Here is an 18,498-nt window from a genome sequence, read left to right on the forward strand (position 1 = left end):
CCCATTATATGCCCGAATAAACGTCATTTTTCGCTGTTGATCGGGCGCTAGATTGCCTAAAAAAATGGCGGAACTAATTCCGACCTGCCGTCGTTTGCAAACCAACAGGCTCACACAGAAACGGACAAACCGTAGTGAGCAGGTTTCGAACGAAGACAATAAGGAAGGTACGAAATGAACAAGACACTCACCACGATCGTCACTGCCGCTCTCTTGGGTTCCACGACATTCGCACCACTCGCCATGGCACAGACAGCCGCCGAGCCAGCACCTGCTGCACCGGGCGCCGCTGCTCCCGCCACACCAGCCGCCCCTGCCGCACCGGCAACGACCGCCGCTACACCAGCAGCCAGCGGCAGCTACCTGACGGAACAGGCTGCAACGCAGATCAGCGCCAATGACTATATTGGCAACGCCGTTTACACCTCTGCCGATGAAAGCATCGGTAGCGTGACGAACCTCATTCTCGAAGAAAATGGCGGCATCGTCGCAGCTGTCGTGGGCGTTGGCGGTTTCCTCGGCATCGGTGCCAAGGACGTAGCAGTTCCTATGGACAAGATCACGGTGACCCGTGACACGCAGAGCGGCGCTGTTCGCCTGACGACAACGGAGACAGCTGAATCCTTGAAGGCTGCGCCAGAATTCGTTACCATGAAGGATAAGAAGGCAGCTGACGGCGCCGCAGCACCTGCGCCAGCCAGCGATGGTGCAACGACGACAGCACCGAAGCCATAAGGTTTCCTGGGAGAGAGGAGCTACGGGAGCGTTCCTGTAGCGGAAACACCGGTCCAAAGGACCGGTGTTTTTTTGTGCGTATGCGTTGTTACATGCTCTCGTTGCGAGACGAATGCCAGCGCCATGCGGAGCGGATAATGTCTTCCAGCGTATATTGCGGCTCCCAGCCCAGCACTTCCCGCGCCTTGTCATTGTTGGCGACGAGTGTGGTGGAGTCGCCCTCGCGACGGTCGGTATATTCCACCGGGAAGGGACGACCGGAGACTTCCGAGATCGTGTCGAGCAGTTCCTTGACTGTCGTTCCGGTGCCAGTGCCGAGATTGAGTTCGACCGTCTCACCACCTGCCAGCAGGTAATCCACGGCGCGGACGTGGGCGTCGGCCAGATCGAGGATGTGGATGTAATCGCGCACGCATGTGCCGTCACGCGTGTCGTAATCCGTACCGAACACCTTGAAGCCTTCGCGACGCCCAAGCGCCGCTTCGATGGCGAGCGGAATGGCATGGGTTTCAGGCTTGTGCCATTCGCCGATCCGGCCTTCAAAATCCGCTCCCGCCGCATTGAAATAGCGCAGCATGACGGATTTCAGACCCTTATAGATGCTGTAATCCTTGAGTGCCTGCTCGACCACCCATTTGGTGCGGCCATAGGGGTTGATGGGTGCCTGAGGGTGGGTTTCGTCCAGTGGCACGCGTTCCGGCAGGCCATAGGTTGCGCAGGTGGAGGAAAAGACGAAGGCCTTGACGCCTGCATCCATCGTGGCCGACAACAGGGTCAGCGCGCCGGTGACATTGTTATCGTAAAAGGCCACCGGGTTTTTGACGGATTCGCCGACTTCGATCAGCGCTGCAAAATGCAGAACGGCTTCCGGCTTGTGTTTCGCAAAGACTTCATCGAGGCGCGCCCGGTCCCTGATATCGCCCTGTTCGAAGGGTCCCCAGCGAACGAATTCCTCATGCCCGTTTGAAAGATTGTCGAAAACGACTGGCTCATATCCACGCTCGGCGAGCAACAGGCATGTGTGGGAACCGATATATCCGGCACCGCCGACAACAAGGACTTTCTTCCGCATCCAACATTCTCTCCGTTAAACAGATGGTTGCAACCTGCGTAACATTTTGTCGGCAGAAGGGCAGCGGGAAATTATCGCAGATGAAAAAAGGAAAGCCGCCTTTGGCGAAAGGCGGCTTATCAGATTGTCCAGATACTCGGATTACTTTTTCTTTTTAACCGTTGTGCGTGTCGCGATATAGCCGAGGGCCAATGCGCTCAGCAATGTCGTGTAGGGACGCGCCCTGAGTGCGCCGGCAGCCATGGCCTGTAGTGCCAATGGTGCAGCCGCTAACGGAGCCAAGGGCATAACCGGCCTCGTCGCATAAACGCGAGGCCTGCGCATGATCGCCAGACTAACGAGCATGATGACGCCCAGAAGAAATGCGACGCCTGCAATGACCAGTGCCGCGGGTCCGGCGCCGATTTCTTTCGCCAGATAGATCGAGCCACCGATGATCGCGGCAATGAAAGCGATGGCAAAAAATACGCCTGCCAAAACCCAGAGCAGCAGCTTGGATTTTATGCGCCGTGTTACGAGTTGGCCTTCTCGCTGGGTATCGCCGAGATAAAGCAGCAGCGCTTCAATCATGATGCTGCCTTAGCGCCGGGTGACGAGGGCGATAAGGAAACCTGCGGCCACTGCGATGCCGAGAGACTGGAGAGGGTTTTTCTGAACCTGATAGGTCAGATTGTCGTTGAGAGACTGAATTTCGTGGCGGACGTTATCGACCGTCTCTTCGCCAGCGGCCAGTGCGTCATCGGCAACCCGGGTTGCGCGTGCCTTGACTTCGGAAGAAACACCGACGCCCAAAGCCTTTACGCTGCCTGCAAGGTTTGCGAGATCTTCGCGCAACTGTGTGAGCTGCGCAGCAACATCTGCTGCATCGCCGCCTTCGAGAGTTTCACGGACTTTGTCTTCCACGTTGCGAACCGTCGCCATGATGTTTCCTTTTCTGAAGTGATGTCAAAAACGCCGTGTCCACGGCTCACGCGTAGTTTCAAAACGTGCATGCCCTTGTTTGGTTCCGCATCTTTGCGGCGAGAGTAGAAAAAAGAACTCTGTTGCAGAATCTGTCCTGCGGGTTTGTTTTCCTGTCACAAGCATCATATAAGGCCCGTCAATCAGACCCGTCTTTGACTTCCATCAACATGTGATCCGCCAATGCTTCAGACGCCATACTATCTCATCGACAAGACCAAGCTTCTTCGCAACATGGAAAAGATTGCCTATGTGCGCGAGAAATCCGGCGCGAAGGCTCTGCTGGCCTTGAAGTGCTTTGCCACTTGGTCGGTGTTCGATTTCATGTCGCAATATATGGATGGCACGACATCTTCCTCGCTCTACGAAGTGCGGCTGGGTCGCGAGAAGTTCGGCGGCGAAACCCATGCCTATAGCGTGGCCTATGCCGATTACGAGATCGACGAGGTCATCTCCAACGCCGACAAGATCATCTTCAATTCCATTGGCCAGCTGGAACGCTTCGCAGATAAGGCGTCGGGCATCACGCGCGGTCTGCGCCTCAATCCGCAGGTCTCTTCGTCCACCTTTGATCTGGCCGATCCGGCCCGTCCTTTCAGCCGTCTGGGCGAGTGGGATGTGGCGAAAGTCGAAAAGGTCATGGACCGTATCTCCGGCTTCATGATCCACAACAATTGCGAAAACGGCGATTTCGAACTGTTCGACCGCATGCTGGGACAAATCGAGGAGCGTTTCGGCTCGCTGCTGTCGCGCGCGGAATGGGTCAGCCTTGGCGGCGGCATTCACTTTACCGGTGACAATTATCCGATTGACCAGTTCTGTGATCGTCTCAAGGAATTCTCGGAAAAATACGGCGTTCAGGTCTATCTGGAGCCCGGCGAAGCCTCGATCACCAAGAGCACGACGTTGGAGACTACGGTTCTCGACACGCTGTTCAACGGCAAGAATCTCGCCATTGTCGACAGCTCCATCGAAGCGCATTTGCTCGATCTTCTGATCTACCGCGAAACGGCCAAGGTTTCTCCCAACGAAGGCGACCATCCCTATATGGTCTGCGGCAAGTCTTGCCTTGCAGGCGACGTTTTTGGCGAGTTTCGCTTCGAGAACGAACTGAAGGTGGGCGACCGCGTGTCCTTCCAGGACACGGCCGGTTACACCATGGTCAAGAAAAACTGGTTCAACGGCGTCAAAATGCCGACGATTGCCATCAAGGAACTCGACGGCACTATCCGTGCCGTTCGTGAATTCGACTTTGCCGATTTCCAGCAGAGCCTGTCTTAACATCAAACCAAGCTCATCCCTGCGGGGATAAAGGGGGTATCACCTGAAATGAAGAAGAACGTTCTCATCATCGGCGCCGGTGGCGTGGCACAAGTTGTGGCGCATAAGTGCGCCCAGAACAGCGATGTATTGGGAGACATTCATATTGCGTCACGCACAGTTGATAAGTGCCGCAAGATTGTCGAGTCCGTACGCGAAAAGAAGAGCCTCAAGACAGATGTAAAGCTTGAGGCCCATGCGCTTGACGCGATGGATATCGAGGCGACGAAAGCCTTGATCGTGAAGACCGGCGTGCAGATCGTCATCAATGTCGGTTCTGCCTTCGTCAACATGTCCGTTCTTCGTGCCTGCATGGACACAGGTGTTGCCTATATGGATACCGCTATCCATGAGGATCCAAAGAAGATTTGCGAAAATCCGCCGTGGTACGGAAACTACGAGTGGCAGCGCGCCGCCGAGTGCAAGGAAAAAGGCGTTACCGCCATTCTCGGCGTCGGCTTCGATCCGGGCGTAGTAAACGCCTATGCGCGTCTGGCCAAGGATGAGTATTTCGACAAGGTCACCTCGGTCGACATCGTCGATATCAATGCCGGCAGCCATGGCCGCTGGTTCTCGACCAATTTCGACCCGGAAATCAACTTCCGCGAATTTACCGGCGTCGTCTATTCCTGGCAGAACAACCAGTGGCAGACGAACCAGATGTTCGAAGTCGGTCAGGAATTCGACCTGCCTGTCGTCGGCAAGCAGAAGGCCTATATGACGGGCCACGACGAAGTGCATTCGCTCTCCAAGAACATGGACGGCGCAGACGTGCGTTTCTGGATGGGCTTTGGTGACCACTACATCAACGTGTTCAACGTGTTGAAGAACCTCGGTCTTCTCTCCGAAAAGCCTGTTAAAACCGCCGAAGGTCTGGAAGTCGTGCCGTTGAAGGTGGTCAAGGCCGTTCTGCCCGATCCGTCTTCGCTGGCGCCCGATTATGTCGGCAAAACCTGCATCGGCGATGTCGTCAAGGGCATCAAGGACGGCAAGGAAACTGAAGTCTTCATCTATAACGTGGCTGACCACAAGGAAGCTTACGAAGAAGTCGGCTCTCAGGGCATTTCCTACACAGCAGGGGTTCCGCCAGTTGCCGCAGCCATGCTGATTGCGACGGGCGAATGGGATGTGAAGCAGATGGCCAATGTGGAAGAACTGCCGCCACAGCCATTCCTCAACATCCTCAACCGCATCGGCCTGCCAAGCCGGATCAAGGATGAAAAGGGCGACCGCGCGCTGACATTCTAAGTGTGGAACAAAGCCTAGCTATAACGAAGAAAAGCCCCGTTTTCCGGGGCTTTTTTCTGTCTGTCTTTGTTCGCAAGCTGCTTGGGAGGAGACTTACTTTGCGGCGCTTTTGCGCGCTTTTGGTTTGCTCTTTGCCGCCTCTTCCAAGGCAACGGCAGCCTGCACATCTGCTTTCTTCCGGTGGTTCGGCTTGGTGGCCTTGGAACTCTGAAGCAGAGAATATTCGTGTTTTGCCTGTTCCCAATGGTCTGAATCGCGACCATGCGGATGGCCTTCACTCTCCCATAGGGTGTATGCGCGCTTACTAATCCAATCGTCTGCTGAAACCTGCATATTGATCTCCCGTTACTACGTCATCGCCCGCAAAGGGCCGTCTGTGTGGTCCGGCTGGAACGCTGGACAGGAATTGGCGCCGGTATTTTACGATGTAATTACATGCCATGATTCGGCGTCGCGTCAAGTGAAATTGCTGCGCTGCAAGAACGCTATGGTTGTTGTTTCCTGAGCGATATCAACGTTCAAACAATCTGCTTGTTTCACAACGGCGCGATAAATGTTGCGTGATGCTGTCGGGAGCCTCACACTGTGTGCAAATGCAATGTGTGGAGGAGGCATAATGCAGAGGGACGTCGCGACAGATGAGATCATCATCGAGAAGAAGGGCAGCGCCGGGCTGATACGCCTCAATCGGCCACGTGCCATCAACAGCCTCAATGAAGCAATGGTAGCGGGTATGAAGGCAGGGCTGGATGCCTTTGCGCGCGATCCCGACATCACCTGCGTCATTCTTTCCGGTGAAGGCGACCGTGGCCTCTGCGCGGGCGGCGATGTCCGCCAGATTTACGAAGCGAAGAGCGCGAGCGAGACGGATCGTACCCGTTTCTGGCGCAAGGAATTCCCGCTGAACTACACGATCTCCCATTATCCAAAGCCCTATGTCGCGCTGATGGATGGCATCGTCATGGGCGGCGGCGTTGGCGTTTCCGCCCATGGCCGATATCGTATCGTAACGGAACGCACCCGGCTTGCTATGCCGGAAACCGCGATTGGCTATTTCCCGGATGTCGGCGCGACGTGGTTGCTGCCGAAGGCACCGGGCGAGACCGGAACATGGCTGGGCCTGACGGGCAAGGAAATCGGTGCGGCGGACGCGATTTATGCCGGTCTTGCGGATTATCACATCGCATCCGCGCGCTTGGACGATTTGGTGAATGCTCTGGCCGAGGTATCATTCGCGGCTGACATAGGCGCTGTCATCGAAAGCTTCTCAAGCAGGCCCGAGATTACCGGCATCATTGCCGCCAATCGCCATACGATCGATGCAGCTTTCGCCTTCGATTCAATCGAGGAGATATTTCAGGCTCTTTCCGAGATGGACGATGCTTTCGCCAAGGACACACTCGCCACGCTGCAATTGCGATCTCCGACAAGCCTCAAATTGACGCTGCGGCTCTTGCATTTGGGTCGAGGCAGCTCGGGTCTCGTGGAATGCCTTGAGCGGGAGTTTGCGGCGGGCTGTGAGGTGCTGCGCAATCCCGACTTCTACGAGGGCGTGCGTGCGGCGTTGATCGACAAGGATCGTAATCCCAAATGGAACCCGGACACTCTGGCGCAGGTGGAGGAGAAGCAGATCGACCGATATTTCGCTTCCAGCACCCCCCCGCTTTTTCCAGATCACCGGTTCTGACGTCTTGAACCGCGCAACATCCGTTTTGTTAAAAGTGACGGAGAAGCAAAAAATTCTAAGTTTGACTTGGGATGGAGAGTCTCGTTCCTCGCGGTAACCAGCCCACTTCCGTATCTTGCCAGTAGAATTTGGTGCTGTGGGGACTTTCATGAAACGGATCATGCTTATCGGTGCTGCTGTCGCAGCGCTTCTGTCGAACTCTGCCTTTGCGCAGGAGCCGAAGACGCTTCTCAACGCGTCCTATGACGTGGCGCGTGAGGTGTTTGCCGCCGAAAACGAAGCCTTCACCAAGGCGCATCCGGGCGTGACCATCGACCAGTCGCATGCGGGCACGTCCAAACAGGCGCGCGCCATCGTGGAAGGTCTGGAGGCCGATGTCGTGACCTTCAACCAGGTCACCGACATTGATTTTCTGGTCAAGCAGGGCTTCGTTTCCGCCGATTGGCAGAAGAATTTCGCCAATGACGCGTCACCCTTCTATTCCTTCCCATCCTTCCTCGTGCGCGCCGGCAACCCCAAGAATATCAAGGACTGGGACGATCTGGTGCGTGACGACGTGAAGCTGGTCTTCCCGAACCCGAAAACATCAGGCAATGCGCGCTACACCTATCTGGCTGCCACCGCCTACGCGAAGGAAAAGTTCAACGGCGATGACGCCAAGGTTCAGGACTTCATCAAGAAAATCTTCGCCAACACGCCCGTCTTTGACACCGGAGGCCGTGCCGCGACGACGACTTTCGTCGAGCGTGAAGTGGGCGACGTTCTGATTACGTTTGAAGCCGAGACACGCGGCATTGCCAAGCAATACGGCAAGGACAAGGTCGAAAGCGTCGTTCCCTCGGTCAGCCTTCTTGCGGAATTCCCGGTCGCCGTCGTGGACAAGGTTGTCGATAAGCGCGGGTCGCGTGAGCTGGCTAAGACCTATCTCGATTTCCTCTACACCGAAGAAGGTCAGCGCATTGCTGCGCAGTTCGGCCACCGCGTCCACAATGAAAAGGTCGCCGCCGAGTTCAAGGACCAGTTCCCGCAGATACGCCTCGTCAATGTCAAAGACGTGTTCGGCGGCTGGGACAAAATCCAGAAAGAACACTTCGCTTCCGGTGCCGTGCTTGATACGCTTTACGGCAATCGTTAATCACTCGATAGAAGAAATGCCAAGACCCGGCGGGCCTCCCGCCGGGTCTCTCTTGCATGATGGGGGACGGGTTTGAGACGCAATGTTTTGCCGGGGCTGCGATTGTCCCTTGGCGTTACCCTGCTGTATGTCGGCATCATCGTCGTGCTGCCGCTGGCGGCCCTTGTTTTTAAGGCGGCGAGCCTTGGTCCCGCCGAATATTGGGCCATCATCTCGTCGCCTCGCGCCGTCGCCAGTTATCGCGTCACCGTGCTCTGCGCCCTTGCGGCCACACTGTTCAACGTTGTCTTCGGCTTAGCACTCGCATGGGTGCTGACCCGCTACCGTTTTCCCGGCTGGCGTCTGGTCGATGCCATTGTCGATCTCCCCTTCGCGCTTCCCACGGCCGTTGCCGGTATTGCGCTGACAGCACTTTTCGCTGGCAATGGCTGGTTCGGCTCGATCCTTGCCCATGCCGGTATCAAGGTCGCCTATACGCCGCTCGGCATCATCATCGCCATGGCCTTTACCAGCCTGCCTTTCATCGTGCGCACGGTGCAGCCGGTGCTGGAGGATTTGGACCCGGCCTTGGAAGAGGCGGCGCAGTCTCTGGGTGGCTCTGATTTCGAGATTTTCCGCAAGGTCATTCTGCCGCTGCTGACGCCTGCCATTCTCGCGGGCCTGTCGCTCTCCTTTGCCCGCAGCCTTGGCGAGTTTGGCGCAATCATCTTCATCGCAGGCAATCAGCCGTTTTCGACCGAGATCACCTCACTTCTCGTCTTCATCCGGCTGGAGGAATATGATTATCAGGCCGCTGCCGCCATCGCTTCCGTGCTGCTGATCACGGCTTTCGTTATGCTCGCCGTTACCAATTTTCTGCAAACGCGCGCCCTGCGCTACACGGTGAGGAGCTAGCCGATGAGTGCTCATTCCGCCCGCCGCAAGCCGCCCCGTGTGGGTGACGCACCTCTTGTGCGCCGTTCGCTGATTGCCTTCGTTCTGATAACAGGCGCGCTTCTCGTCGTCGCGCCCTTGCTCATTATCGGGGTCGAGGCCTTCTCGCAAGGCGTCAAGGTTTTCACCGCCACCATTGGCCACCCTGATACCCGCCATGCCATTATGCTCACGGTTATCACGGCATTGATTGCGGTACCGATCAATACCGCATTCGGTATCGCTGCGGCTTGGTCCATCACCAAGTTCGATTTCTGGGGCAGGCGGTTTCTGCTCGTCATCATCGAAATACCGTTCTCCATCTCGCCCATTGTTGCGGGTGTGGCCTATCTCTTCGTCTATGGCTTACAGGGGCTGCTCGGCCCCTTCTTTGATGGTCACAATATCAAGGTTCTGTTCGCCCTTCCGGGCATCGTGCTGGCATCCATGTTCGTGACGGCCCCCTTCGTTGCGCGTGAGTTGATACCGCTGATGCAGGCGCAAGGGCGTGATCTTGAGGAGGCCGCGACCTCGCTCGGCGCATCGGGCTGGCGCACGTTCTTTTCGGTCACGCTGCCCAATATAAAATGGGCGCTGCTCTATGGCGTGGTTCTGTGCAACGCCCGCGTCATGGGGGAGTTCGGCGCGGTCTCGGTGGTCTCCGGCAACATTCGTGGCCAGACCAACACGCTGCCACTGCATATCGAGCTGCTCTATCACGATTATCAGGCCGCTGGCGCCTTCGCCTCGGCATCCATTCTCGCGGCTCTCGCCGTCGTCACCATCATTGCCAAGGTCGCGCTGGAAAAGCGCGGGGCAGGGCGTGGCGCCAAGAAAACCGCTGCCATTTCGGAGACAACTGCATGAAAATCCGCCTCCAAAATGTGGTGAAAACCTTCGAAACCTTTCGTGCCGTGCGGGATGTGTCGCTCGATATCGAAAGCGGTGAGCTGCTGGCGCTTCTCGGCCCGTCCGGTTCCGGCAAAACGACGATCCTGCGCATGGTCGCAGGTCTTGAATATACCGATGGCGGCCAGATTTATTTCGGAGATGAGGACGCCACCAATATTCCGGTGCGTGATCGTGGCGTCGGCTTCGTGTTCCAGCATTATGCGCTCTTCCCGCATATGACGCTGCACGAAAACATCGCCTTCGGCATGAAGGTTTCCAGGGTCAAGCGTGACAGGGCTGCCATCGATGCGCGCGTGGATGAATTGCTGCGGCTGGTGAAGCTGGATGGTCTCGGCGAACGTTTCCCTGCGCAAATCTCCGGCGGCCAGCGCCAGCGTGTGGCGCTTGCCCGTGCGCTCTCGGTCGATCCCAAGGTTCTGCTGCTGGATGAGCCCTTCGGCGCGCTGGACGCCAATGTCCGCCGCGATCTGCGTCGCTGGCTGCGCGAAATCCACACCGAACTCGGCATCACCACCATTTTCGTAACACATGATCAGGAAGAAGCGCTCGATCTTGCCGATCGCGTCGTCATTCTCAATCAGGGTGAGATCGTGCAGCAAGGCACCCCGAAAGAGGTCTGCCGCCAGCCCAACTCCTCCTTCGTCATGCGCTTTCTGGGCGATGCCAACCGCATTTCCGGCACGGCCCGCGCGGGTAAGGTTTTCGTCGGCTCAGCCGAAGTTCCCTTCGCCTACAGCAAGGCCGATGGCCCTGTCGATATTTATGCCCGTCCCAATGATCTGGAATGGGAAGACCTGCATGATGGCATTCCGGCCCAGGTAACTCGCGTGCTGGACCGCGCAGGCGACCGCCGGGTGATTGCTTCGACGACAGAGGGCGACCTTCTGGAATTCGACGTTCCCCCGGAAACCGCAGTCGAGGCCGGTGACCGCGGCCATATCGTCATTCGCAGGGCGAAGATTTTCCCGGCGGGTTAACGCTGAGTTCGAACGCCGTCTCGGCCAGCGCTTCGCCATTCACCATCAGCTGTATCAGATGCAGGCCGGGATAGTGTTTGCGGGTGGTGAAATCGCGGATGGCGCGGCTGATGGACAGCGTGCAGCCTTCACCCGGTTGAAGGCTCAGTTCCTTCCATTTGAAAATCTTGGGCGAGGTACCGCCGCCCTTTTTCACGTAGTGGACGGCGTAGTCGATCACCAGCTTTTGGGGCTTGTCCGATGTCGAGCGAAGCGATGCCAAAATCCGCACATTGCCGCCCAGCGGCAAAGCGTCCGGTGAAACGTTGAACACCTCTATCGCAATATCCGCTTTCTCATGTGCCCCAAGATGCGCCAGTGCCGAGGCATCGCCCTTCTTCACCAAAGTGCGCAGAGCCTGCCGGATGATCCATGCGGTGTGCTTGTTCTCCTTCGGCCAAGTCGCGATACGCTCAAGAACCCATTGCGGATTGTCCTTGGTGATATCGTTCAGATGGTTGGCCACGGATTTGCGCACGTATAGCGCATCGTCGCTTTTCAGGTTTTCAAGAATGGTCGCGACCGGCGAGGGGTTATCGATCAGTGCCTTGATCTGGAACGACCAAGGCAAACGCGGGCGGGAACCTTCGCTGGCCAATCGCCGCACATGTTCGTTTTCATCTCGCGACCATTCCTCCATCGTCGCCAGCGCACGGGGCATATCGGCGAGGATGAAGTGACGGATTGCGAATTCCGATGAGCCGAAGCGCGTGAAAAATTTGAGCGCTTCCATGGAGGCATCGAAATGCTCCAAACCGTAGAGTGCAACATATTCCGACAGGGAAATCGAGGCAAAGCCGTGGTTGATGCGCGGTGCCAATGCGGTGAGGATTTCGAGATTGCGGGCGTAATCGCCGGGTAGGGTGGTATGAAGGCTGGTTGCAACCTGGCGCATGCGCTGCATGATGCCGAGTGTATCGAGGTTGGTTTCCGCCAGTGCCAGAAACGCCTGTTCATCAAAGCGTGGATAAACGGCTTTTGTTTCAGCGGCGATGGATTGCAGGCGGGCGCGGTTGAAGATTTCCTTCAGCGCGGGCGCTGCCGTATCGCTTGTCTCTGCCATTCATTAGCCTCATCGTTCACTCTTTGTTCGTTTAGCGAAAGTCGCTGATTTTTGCAAATGAAAAGCCCGGCGTCGCAAAACGCCGGGCTTTAAAACTTCAGCTCAAATCAGCCGAAAATCAGTTCATCTGGCTGACGAAGCGTGTTTCCAGATAGGCGCCAACGGCTTCCGAGCCACCTTCCGTGCCGTAGCCGGAATCCTTGATGCCGCCGAAGGGCACTTCCGGCAAGGCAAGGCCGTTGTGGTTGATGGTCAGCATGCCAGCCTCGACCTGACGACCAAGCTCATGGGCGGTCTTGACCGAGCCGGTGAAGGCGAAGGATGCGAGGCCGAAGGGCAGGCGGTTTGCTTCCGAGATCGCATCATCGAAGGACTTGAACGTGTTGACGATGGCAACGGGGCCGAAGGGCTCGTCGTTCATGATCTTGGCAGATGTCGGAACGTTGGCCAGCACGGTTGGCTCGAAGAAGTTGCCCTTGTTGCCGATGCGCTTGCCGCCGGTCTTCAGTTCCGCGCCGTTGGAAACGGCATCCTGAATGAGCGCTTCCATCGCGGGAATGCGGCGCTCATTGGCGAGCGGGCCCATCGTGACGCCATCTTCCAGACCGTTGCCGACCTTGACGGCCTCGGCGGCTTTGACGAAGCCATCGAGGAACTGGCTGGCAACGCCTTCCTGAACGAGGAAACGTGTCGGTGCGACGCAGACCTGACCGGCATTGCGGAACTTCGACATGGCCATGATTTCAACGGCCTTTTCGACGTTGGCATCATCGAAAATCATCACAGGCGCGTGGCCGCCGAGTTCCATCGTGGCGCGCTTCATGTGCTTGCCAGCAAGGGCAGCGAGATGCTTGCCGATCGGTGTGGAGCCGGTGAAGGAAATCTTGCGGATGACCGGATGCGGGATGAGATATTCGGAAATTTCCGAAGGCACGCCGTAGACGAGGTTAACGACGCCAGCGGGAACGCCTGCATCCACGAAGGCACGGATGAGTTCGGCAGGCGATGCCGGTGTTTCTTCAGGTGCCTTGACGATGATCGAGCAACCGGCGGCCAGCGCTGCGGAGAGCTTGCGCACGATCTGGTTGATCGGGAAATTCCAGGGCGTGAACGCCGCAACGGGACCGACCGGAACCTTGATGGCCAGCTGCGAGACGCCGGTTGCGCGGGCCGGAATGACCTGGCCGTAGGTTCGGCGTGCCTCTTCGGCAAACCAGTCGATGGTGTCGGCAGCGCCCATGACTTCCATGGCAGACTGCGCCAGCGGCTTGCCCTGTTCGCGGGTCATCAGCCAGGCAATCGTGTCCTTGCGCTCACGCAGCAGGTCAGCGGCCTTGCGCATGATCTTGGAACGCTCATAGGCGGATGTTTCGCGCCAGACCTTGAAGCTTTTGTCGGCAGCATCGAGTGCCAGATCGAGATCAGCCTTTTCCGCATGGGCAATCTGGCCGAGGATTTCGTCGGTTGCCGGATCGGATACGGCAATGGTCTTGCCGGACAAGGCATCGCGCCATTCGCCGTTGATGAGGAGCTTGACGTCGGGATAGCTGTGCATGTGAAATACCTTCGTGACTTTACCGACCGGCACGGTGCCGATGCTTGGCGTTTAACTGAGGTCTCGGAATTTACCGGTGCTGCATGACATGTCGTCCGGGCGGGACAATCGAGGGCAGCGATACCGGATAAGGCAAATGACTTTGCCAGAGACGATGATGACATCTCTATATTAATTCGCGCGGCGGCGGTTTCAACCGGTCAGCCCATTAAAAAGTATTATTTATTTCGCATCGCAGCAAAACCGGCGACGCATGGCCGCCGGTTGTCTAGGTTGATCAGTCTCAGAAAAATGCCTGAATGCCGGTCTGGGCGCGGCCAAGGATCAGCGCATGTACGTCGTGCGTGCCCTCGTAGGTATTGACCGTTTCCAAGTTCTGCGCGTGGCGCATAACGTGGTATTCGATCTGAATGCCGTTGCCGCCGTGCATGTCGCGGGCCTGACGGGCGATATCCAGCGCCTTGCCGCAATTGTTGCGCTTGACGATGGAGATCATTTCCGGGGCCATGCGGTGTTCATCGAACAGGCGACCGACGCGGAGCGACGCCTGAAGGCCGAGCGTGATTTCCGTCTGCATATCGGCCAGCTTCTTCTGGTAAAGCTGCATGCCGGCCAGCGGCTTGCCGAACTGCTTGCGGTCCATGCCATATTGGTGGGCGCGGAACCAGCAATCTTCAGCGGCACCCAGCACGCCCCAGGAAATGCCGTAGCGGGCGCGATTGAGGCAACCAAACGGACCCTTGAGGCCGGAGACGTTGGGCAGCAGCGCGACTTCGCCGACTTCGACGCCGTCCATAACGATTTCGCCGGTAATGGAGGCACGCAGCGACAGCTTGCCGCCGATCTTCGGTGCAGACAGGCCCTTCATGCCCTTTTCCAGCACGAAGCCGCGGATCTGGTTGTCATGCGCTTCGGATTTTGCCCAGACGACGAAGACGTCTGCAATCGGCGAATTGGAAATCCACATCTTGGAGCCGCGCAGGCGATATCCGCCTGCAATCTTTTCGGCGCGCGTCTTCATGCCGTTCGGGTCTGAACCGGCATCCGGTTCTGTCAGGCCAAAGCAGCCGATCAACTCGCCGGAGACGAGACCCGGCAGATACTTGTCTTTCTGCTCTTCGGAGCCGTAGGCAAAGATCGGATAGATGACGAGCGAGGACTGCACGCTCATCATCGAGCGATAGCCGCTGTCGATGCGCTCGACTTCGCGGGCAACGAGACCATAGGCAACGTAACTGGCTTCGGCAGCACCGTATTTTTCAGGAAGCGTCACACCCAGAAGGCCGGTCTGGCCCATCAGGCGGAACAACTCGGGCTCAGATGTTTCCGAGAGATAGGCTTCGTTGATGCGTGGCAGAAGCTCCGATTGGGCAAAGGCCGCTGCCGTATCGCGGATCATCCGCTCGTCTTCGGTCAGTTGGTCCTCGAGAAGAAACGGGTCCTGCCAATTGAATGCTGTGCGTTCGCTCACGGTAAATCTCCAAAATTGCTGGTGTGATTATTGGCATTTGGCGGCATCGCGGCAAGCCATGTTTACTCATTTTGCTATTACAGATAGGAATGCGCGATGACCTCGCTCAGCCGCAAACTTCTGCCCTCCACCAGCGCTCTCGCTGCCTTCGATTCCGTGGCGCGCCTGGGCAGTTTTTCGCTGGCCGCTGACGAGCTTTCGCTGACGCAAGGGGCGATCAGCCGGCAGGTTCTGTCGCTGGAAGAACAGCTTGGCGTGCGGCTGTTTGAGCGCGGCGCTCGTGGTGTCTCACTGACGGCAGAGGGCCAGACCTATGCCAAGGCCATCGGCACGGCGCTGGGCGATATCCGCTCCGCGTCTCTTCATATTATGACCAAAACGCATGGCAACACGCTGAACCTTGCCATGTTGCCCACCTTCGGCACCCGCTGGCTGTTGCCTCGCATTCCCAAATTCGTGGCCGCCCACCCGGAAATCACGCTCAATTTCGCCACCCGCATCGGCCAGTTCGATTTCGAAAAGGAAGGCCTCGATATGGCCATCCATATCGGCCAGCCGGATTGGCCCGCGGCGGAAAGCACGTTTCTGATGGATGAGATGGTGGCACCGGTGTGCAGCCCATCCTTTCTGGCGGCGCATCCCATCGCCAAGGCGCAGGACATTTCCACCCTGCCGCTGCTGCATATGGCATCCAGACCCGGTGCGTGGGACCACTGGTTTCAGAGCCTTGGGCTTGGCGCACAAAACGCACCCGCCATGCGGTTCGAGCAATTCTCCAGCGTGGCGCAGGGTTGCATCGCAGGTTTGGGCGTGGCGTTGATGCCGCTGTTTCTGATCGACATCGAATTGAAGGCCGGACAGCTGGTTGCCGCCTTCGATCATCATGTTAAAAGCCCTAGTTCCTATTATGCGGTCGCGCCGCTTTCGCGCATCAACCATGCGCCCGTGGTGCTGTTCAAGCAGTGGCTTCTGGCCGAGGTTGAAGCGTTTCGAGATGAAACCGGGCGATAATTTCGCCCTTGTTTTCGGCACTTAGAGTTTTCGCACAAAAATCCAGCCATCCCCGACTCGACAAAAACGAGCATTGGCCTTACGCTGATTAAACGTTTAATCATGCGGGTGGGCAGGCCATGACCTCGGGTCGTGCGGGTGCAAATTTGACGGCGATTGCTACGGCACTGGGTGTGTCGGCGGCAACCGTGTCCAATGCACTGTCCGGCAAGGGCCGCGTTTCCGCAGAGCTTTCCGAGAAAATCCGTCTCAAGGCCGATGAGCTGGGCTATGTGCCAAGCGTGGCCGGTCGTGCGTTGCGTACCGGCAAAAGCGGCGTGCTGGGTCTCGTACTGCCGGATATCGCCAATCCTCTGTTCCCGCAGATCGCGCAGGCCATCGAAAAAGCCGCTGACAAAGCCGGTTACGGCGTGCTGATTGCCGACTCCCATGGCGATGTCGCCAAGCAGACGGACGCCATCAACCGGCTGATCGAACGCGGCGTCGAAGGCATGGTGGTGGTGCCGCGCCGTGGCACGCGCATCGGCAATGTCGATTGCCCGGTCGCCGTCATCGATTCCCCTTCCACACCCGGCAACACGGTTGCTGCCGATCATTGGGAGGGCGGCGTCCAGATCGGTCGTCATCTTGCGGAACTTGGCCACCGCAAAGTGGTCATTATCGGCAACAATCCTGACTCCAACGTGCAGAACGACCGCGTCGGCGGCATCCGCTCCGGCCTTTCCGGCAGTGCTGAAACCGAAACGCTGTGGATCGCCTCTCTGGAAAAGCAGGATGGGGCAGGGTGCCCCTTGGGCGTTGCAGCCAAGGTGGCGCAGGGCTTTACGGCTTTTGCCGCCGTCTCCGATCTTCATGCGCTTCGCGTTCTCACCGAATTGCAGCGCGATGGTATCACTGTGCCCGAGCAGGCCAGCGTCACCGGTTTCGATGACCTCATCTGGGCACCTGTCGTCACCCCGGCGCTGACGACCATTCGCATGGACATGGTGCGGATTGCCGATCTGGCTGTCACCGCGCTGGTGCGCGCAATCGATGCGGAGAACCCGGCGGACCGAACTGCAACGGGCGGTGTCGTGGCGGATATATCGAAAGTTGCAATGGAAATGGTCATACGCCATTCTTCCGGGCCAAATAAGAAGAAGCAAATAGCAAACAAAACCTCGACAGCAGGAGAACTCACATCATGAAGAAGATCATTCTGGCATCTGGTACGGCGTTGATGCTGTCCATGGGTGCCGCGCAGGCGCAGGACAAGACGCTGACGATTTCCGTCTATGCCTTCGCGCAGGACGAATTCAAGGAACTGGTCTACACGCCGTTCGAAGCCAAATGCGGCTGCAAGCTGGTGGTGGAAACCGGCAACAGCGTCGAGCGTCTGGCCAAGATGGAAGCCAACAAGGCAAGCCCGGTCATCGATCTCGCCATCGTTTCCATGGCCGATGCACTGTCTGCTGCCCGCAAGGACCTCGTCCAGAAGATCGATACCTCCAAGGTGCCGAATGTCGGCAAGCTCTACGACATCGCCAAGGACCCGAATGGCGATGGCATGAGCGTGGGCGTCAACTTCTACGCCACCTCCATTGTCTACCGCACCGACAAGATGAAGATCGACAGCTGGGCCGATCTCTTGAAGGATGGCATTGTCGATCACGTTGCCTTCCCGAATGTTACCACCAATCAGGGCCCGCCCGCGCTCTACATGCTGGGCAAGGCCATCGGCAAGGACACGCCTGACCTTTCCGGTGCCATTGAGGCTGTCGGTGAAAAGAAGGACGAGATCGTCACTTTCTACGTGAAGTCTTCTCAGCTGGTGCAGCTGATGCAGCAGGAAGAAATCTGGGCAGCCCCCATCGGTCGCTTCTCCTGGGCTCCTTTCACCAAGCTCGACCTGCCGCTGGCATGGGCAACGCCGAAGGAAGGCCAGACGGGCGGCATGAATGTTCTCATCGTACCTAAGAACGGCAAGAACGAGGACTTGGCGCTTCAGTTCATGGACTTCTGGCTTTCGACGGATGTGCAGAAGGCGCTGGCTGAAAAGCTGGTGGATAGCCCGACCAACAAGGAGGTGAAGGTCTCCGATGAAGTCGCCAACAACATCACATATGGCGATGAGACGGCGAAAAGCCTCCAGCTTATTCCTTCTGCTGCGACGCTGGATAACCGCGACAAGTGGTTGTCTGAGTGGAATGCGAAGGTTGGTCAGTAAGGACGGTTGATAGGTGTGAGGGCTACGTGCTGGCGCACGTCACCCCCCTCTGTCCTGCCGGACATCTCCCCCACAAGGGGGGAGATCGACCCGGGGCAACCCTTCCTCTTCCAGTGAGCGTCGCGGTTGAACTGTGACGGCGCGCCCAGCCAATCTCCCCACCCGTGGGGGAGATGCCCGGCAGGGCAGAGGGGG

At 57.7% G+C, this 18,498-nt stretch carries 18 protein-coding genes; 11 read left to right on the plus strand and 7 right to left on the minus strand.

Features of this window, described 5'->3' with window-relative positions:
• Positions 1–174 precede the first annotated feature (174 nt).
• Positions 175–735 (plus strand): PRC-barrel domain-containing protein, encoded by a 561-nt coding sequence (locus AC27VJ_RS12885; protein WP_353577925.1) that lies wholly within the window; start codon positions 175–177, stop codon positions 733–735.
• An 88-nt stretch (positions 736–823) separates the two neighbouring features.
• On the opposite strand, the gene galE is transcribed toward AC27VJ_RS12885, so the two are convergent.
• The 3 genes from galE to AC27VJ_RS12900 form a co-directional block, all read right to left on the minus strand.
• A complete protein-coding gene (gene galE / locus AC27VJ_RS12890; protein WP_488684381.1) occupies positions 824–1,807 on the minus strand; it encodes a UDP-glucose 4-epimerase GalE in 984 nt (327 codons plus the stop codon).
• A 141-nt stretch (positions 1,808–1,948) separates the two neighbouring features.
• Entirely contained in the window at positions 1,949–2,377 is a 429-nt protein-coding gene (locus AC27VJ_RS12895; RefSeq protein ID WP_488684382.1) for a hypothetical protein, read from the minus strand.
• A 9-nt stretch (positions 2,378–2,386) separates the two neighbouring features.
• A complete protein-coding gene (locus AC27VJ_RS12900) occupies positions 2,387–2,728 on the minus strand; it encodes a DNA-binding protein (protein WP_113086222.1) in 342 nt (113 codons plus the stop codon).
• 222 nt (positions 2,729–2,950) lie between these two features.
• Here AC27VJ_RS12900 and nspC point away from each other — a divergent pair, with 222 nt between their 5' ends.
• A complete protein-coding gene (gene nspC / locus AC27VJ_RS12905; protein WP_488684383.1) occupies positions 2,951–4,048 on the plus strand; it encodes a carboxynorspermidine decarboxylase in 1,098 nt (365 codons plus the stop codon).
• A 48-nt stretch (positions 4,049–4,096) separates the two neighbouring features.
• Complete coding sequence (locus AC27VJ_RS12910) at positions 4,097–5,335, plus strand: saccharopine dehydrogenase family protein (protein ID WP_488684384.1); 1,239 nt, start codon at positions 4,097–4,099, stop codon at positions 5,333–5,335.
• A gap of 93 nt (positions 5,336–5,428) precedes the next feature.
• Here the strand turns inward: AC27VJ_RS12910 and AC27VJ_RS12915 are convergent, their stop codons facing one another.
• On the minus strand, positions 5,429–5,668 hold the full coding sequence (locus AC27VJ_RS12915) for a DUF2934 domain-containing protein (protein WP_488684385.1): 240 nt from the start codon (positions 5,666–5,668) through the stop codon (positions 5,429–5,431).
• Between the two features lie 283 nt (positions 5,669–5,951).
• Here AC27VJ_RS12915 and AC27VJ_RS12920 point away from each other — a divergent pair, with 283 nt between their 5' ends.
• From AC27VJ_RS12920 to AC27VJ_RS12940, 5 genes are all read left to right on the plus strand, one after another.
• A complete protein-coding gene (locus AC27VJ_RS12920; protein ID WP_488684386.1) occupies positions 5,952–7,022 on the plus strand; it encodes an enoyl-CoA hydratase/isomerase family protein in 1,071 nt (356 codons plus the stop codon).
• Positions 7,023–7,170: 148 nt separating this feature from the next.
• Entirely contained in the window at positions 7,171–8,157 is a 987-nt protein-coding gene (gene cysP / locus AC27VJ_RS12925) for a thiosulfate ABC transporter substrate-binding protein CysP (protein WP_488684387.1), read from the plus strand.
• Between the two features lie 72 nt (positions 8,158–8,229).
• Complete coding sequence (cysT, locus tag AC27VJ_RS12930; RefSeq protein ID WP_488684388.1) at positions 8,230–9,051, plus strand: sulfate ABC transporter permease subunit CysT; 822 nt, start codon at positions 8,230–8,232, stop codon at positions 9,049–9,051.
• Positions 9,052–9,054: 3 nt separating this feature from the next.
• Positions 9,055–9,936, plus strand: coding sequence for a sulfate ABC transporter permease subunit CysW (gene cysW, locus AC27VJ_RS12935; protein WP_488684389.1), 882 nt, complete (start codon positions 9,055–9,057; stop codon positions 9,934–9,936).
• Complete coding sequence (locus tag AC27VJ_RS12940) at positions 9,933–10,958, plus strand: sulfate/molybdate ABC transporter ATP-binding protein (RefSeq protein WP_488684390.1); 1,026 nt, start codon at positions 9,933–9,935, stop codon at positions 10,956–10,958. The genes cysW and AC27VJ_RS12940 overlap by 4 nt, the downstream gene beginning before the upstream one ends.
• On the opposite strand, the gene AC27VJ_RS12945 is transcribed toward AC27VJ_RS12940, so the two are convergent.
• From AC27VJ_RS12945 to AC27VJ_RS12955, 3 genes are all read right to left on the minus strand, one after another.
• Complete coding sequence (locus tag AC27VJ_RS12945; protein ID WP_488684391.1) at positions 10,924–12,060, minus strand: DNA alkylation repair protein; 1,137 nt, start codon at positions 12,058–12,060, stop codon at positions 10,924–10,926. The genes AC27VJ_RS12940 and AC27VJ_RS12945 overlap by 35 nt on opposite strands.
• Before the next feature lie 118 nt (positions 12,061–12,178).
• Complete coding sequence (locus AC27VJ_RS12950) at positions 12,179–13,615, minus strand: NAD-dependent succinate-semialdehyde dehydrogenase (RefSeq protein WP_488684392.1); 1,437 nt, start codon at positions 13,613–13,615, stop codon at positions 12,179–12,181.
• A gap of 283 nt (positions 13,616–13,898) precedes the next feature.
• Positions 13,899–15,086, minus strand: a complete 1,188-nt coding sequence (locus AC27VJ_RS12955) for an acyl-CoA dehydrogenase (RefSeq protein WP_488684393.1) — start codon at positions 15,084–15,086, stop codon at positions 13,899–13,901.
• 96 nt (positions 15,087–15,182) lie between these two features.
• Here AC27VJ_RS12955 and AC27VJ_RS12960 point away from each other — a divergent pair, with 96 nt between their 5' ends.
• From AC27VJ_RS12960 to AC27VJ_RS12970, 3 genes are all read left to right on the plus strand, one after another.
• The gene (locus AC27VJ_RS12960; RefSeq protein WP_488684394.1) at positions 15,183–16,097 is read left to right on the plus strand and encodes a LysR family transcriptional regulator; all 915 of its coding nucleotides are present in this window, start codon (positions 15,183–15,185) and stop codon (positions 16,095–16,097) included.
• A 119-nt stretch (positions 16,098–16,216) separates the two neighbouring features.
• A complete protein-coding gene (locus AC27VJ_RS12965; protein WP_488684395.1) occupies positions 16,217–17,284 on the plus strand; it encodes a LacI family DNA-binding transcriptional regulator in 1,068 nt (355 codons plus the stop codon).
• The gene (locus AC27VJ_RS12970) at positions 17,281–18,303 is read left to right on the plus strand and encodes an ABC transporter substrate-binding protein (protein WP_488684396.1); all 1,023 of its coding nucleotides are present in this window, start codon (positions 17,281–17,283) and stop codon (positions 18,301–18,303) included. The genes AC27VJ_RS12965 and AC27VJ_RS12970 overlap by 4 nt, the downstream gene beginning before the upstream one ends.
• Positions 18,304–18,498 lie beyond the last annotated feature (195 nt).

The sequence above is a fragment of the Agrobacterium sp. 20P9.1.2 genome, assembly GCF_057799395.1.

Bases quoted from the DNA above. Each gene is read 5' to 3' on its own strand.
- AC27VJ_RS12885 (WP_353577925.1), top strand. From the start codon at position 175: ATGAACAAGACACTCACCACGATCGTCACTGCCGCTCTCTTGGGTTCC.
- galE (WP_488684381.1), bottom strand. From the start codon at position 1,807: ATGCGGAAGAAAGTCCTTGTTGTCGGCGGTGCCGGATATATCGGTTCC.
- AC27VJ_RS12895 (WP_488684382.1), bottom strand. From the start codon at position 2,377: ATGATTGAAGCGCTGCTGCTTTATCTCGGCGATACCCAGCGAGAAGGC.
- AC27VJ_RS12900 (WP_113086222.1), bottom strand. From the start codon at position 2,728: ATGGCGACGGTTCGCAACGTGGAAGACAAAGTCCGTGAAACTCTCGAA.
- nspC (WP_488684383.1), top strand. From the start codon at position 2,951: ATGCTTCAGACGCCATACTATCTCATCGACAAGACCAAGCTTCTTCGC.
- AC27VJ_RS12910 (WP_488684384.1), top strand. From the start codon at position 4,097: ATGAAGAAGAACGTTCTCATCATCGGCGCCGGTGGCGTGGCACAAGTT.
- AC27VJ_RS12915 (WP_488684385.1), bottom strand. From the start codon at position 5,668: ATGCAGGTTTCAGCAGACGATTGGATTAGTAAGCGCGCATACACCCTA.
- AC27VJ_RS12920 (WP_488684386.1), top strand. From the start codon at position 5,952: ATGCAGAGGGACGTCGCGACAGATGAGATCATCATCGAGAAGAAGGGC.
- cysP (WP_488684387.1), top strand. From the start codon at position 7,171: ATGAAACGGATCATGCTTATCGGTGCTGCTGTCGCAGCGCTTCTGTCG.
- cysW (WP_488684389.1), top strand. From the start codon at position 9,055: ATGAGTGCTCATTCCGCCCGCCGCAAGCCGCCCCGTGTGGGTGACGCA.
- AC27VJ_RS12940 (WP_488684390.1), top strand. From the start codon at position 9,933: ATGAAAATCCGCCTCCAAAATGTGGTGAAAACCTTCGAAACCTTTCGT.
- AC27VJ_RS12945 (WP_488684391.1), bottom strand. From the start codon at position 12,060: ATGGCAGAGACAAGCGATACGGCAGCGCCCGCGCTGAAGGAAATCTTC.
- AC27VJ_RS12950 (WP_488684392.1), bottom strand. From the start codon at position 13,615: ATGCACAGCTATCCCGACGTCAAGCTCCTCATCAACGGCGAATGGCGC.
- AC27VJ_RS12960 (WP_488684394.1), top strand. From the start codon at position 15,183: ATGACCTCGCTCAGCCGCAAACTTCTGCCCTCCACCAGCGCTCTCGCT.
- AC27VJ_RS12965 (WP_488684395.1), top strand. From the start codon at position 16,217: ATGACCTCGGGTCGTGCGGGTGCAAATTTGACGGCGATTGCTACGGCA.
- AC27VJ_RS12970 (WP_488684396.1), top strand. From the start codon at position 17,281: ATGAAGAAGATCATTCTGGCATCTGGTACGGCGTTGATGCTGTCCATG.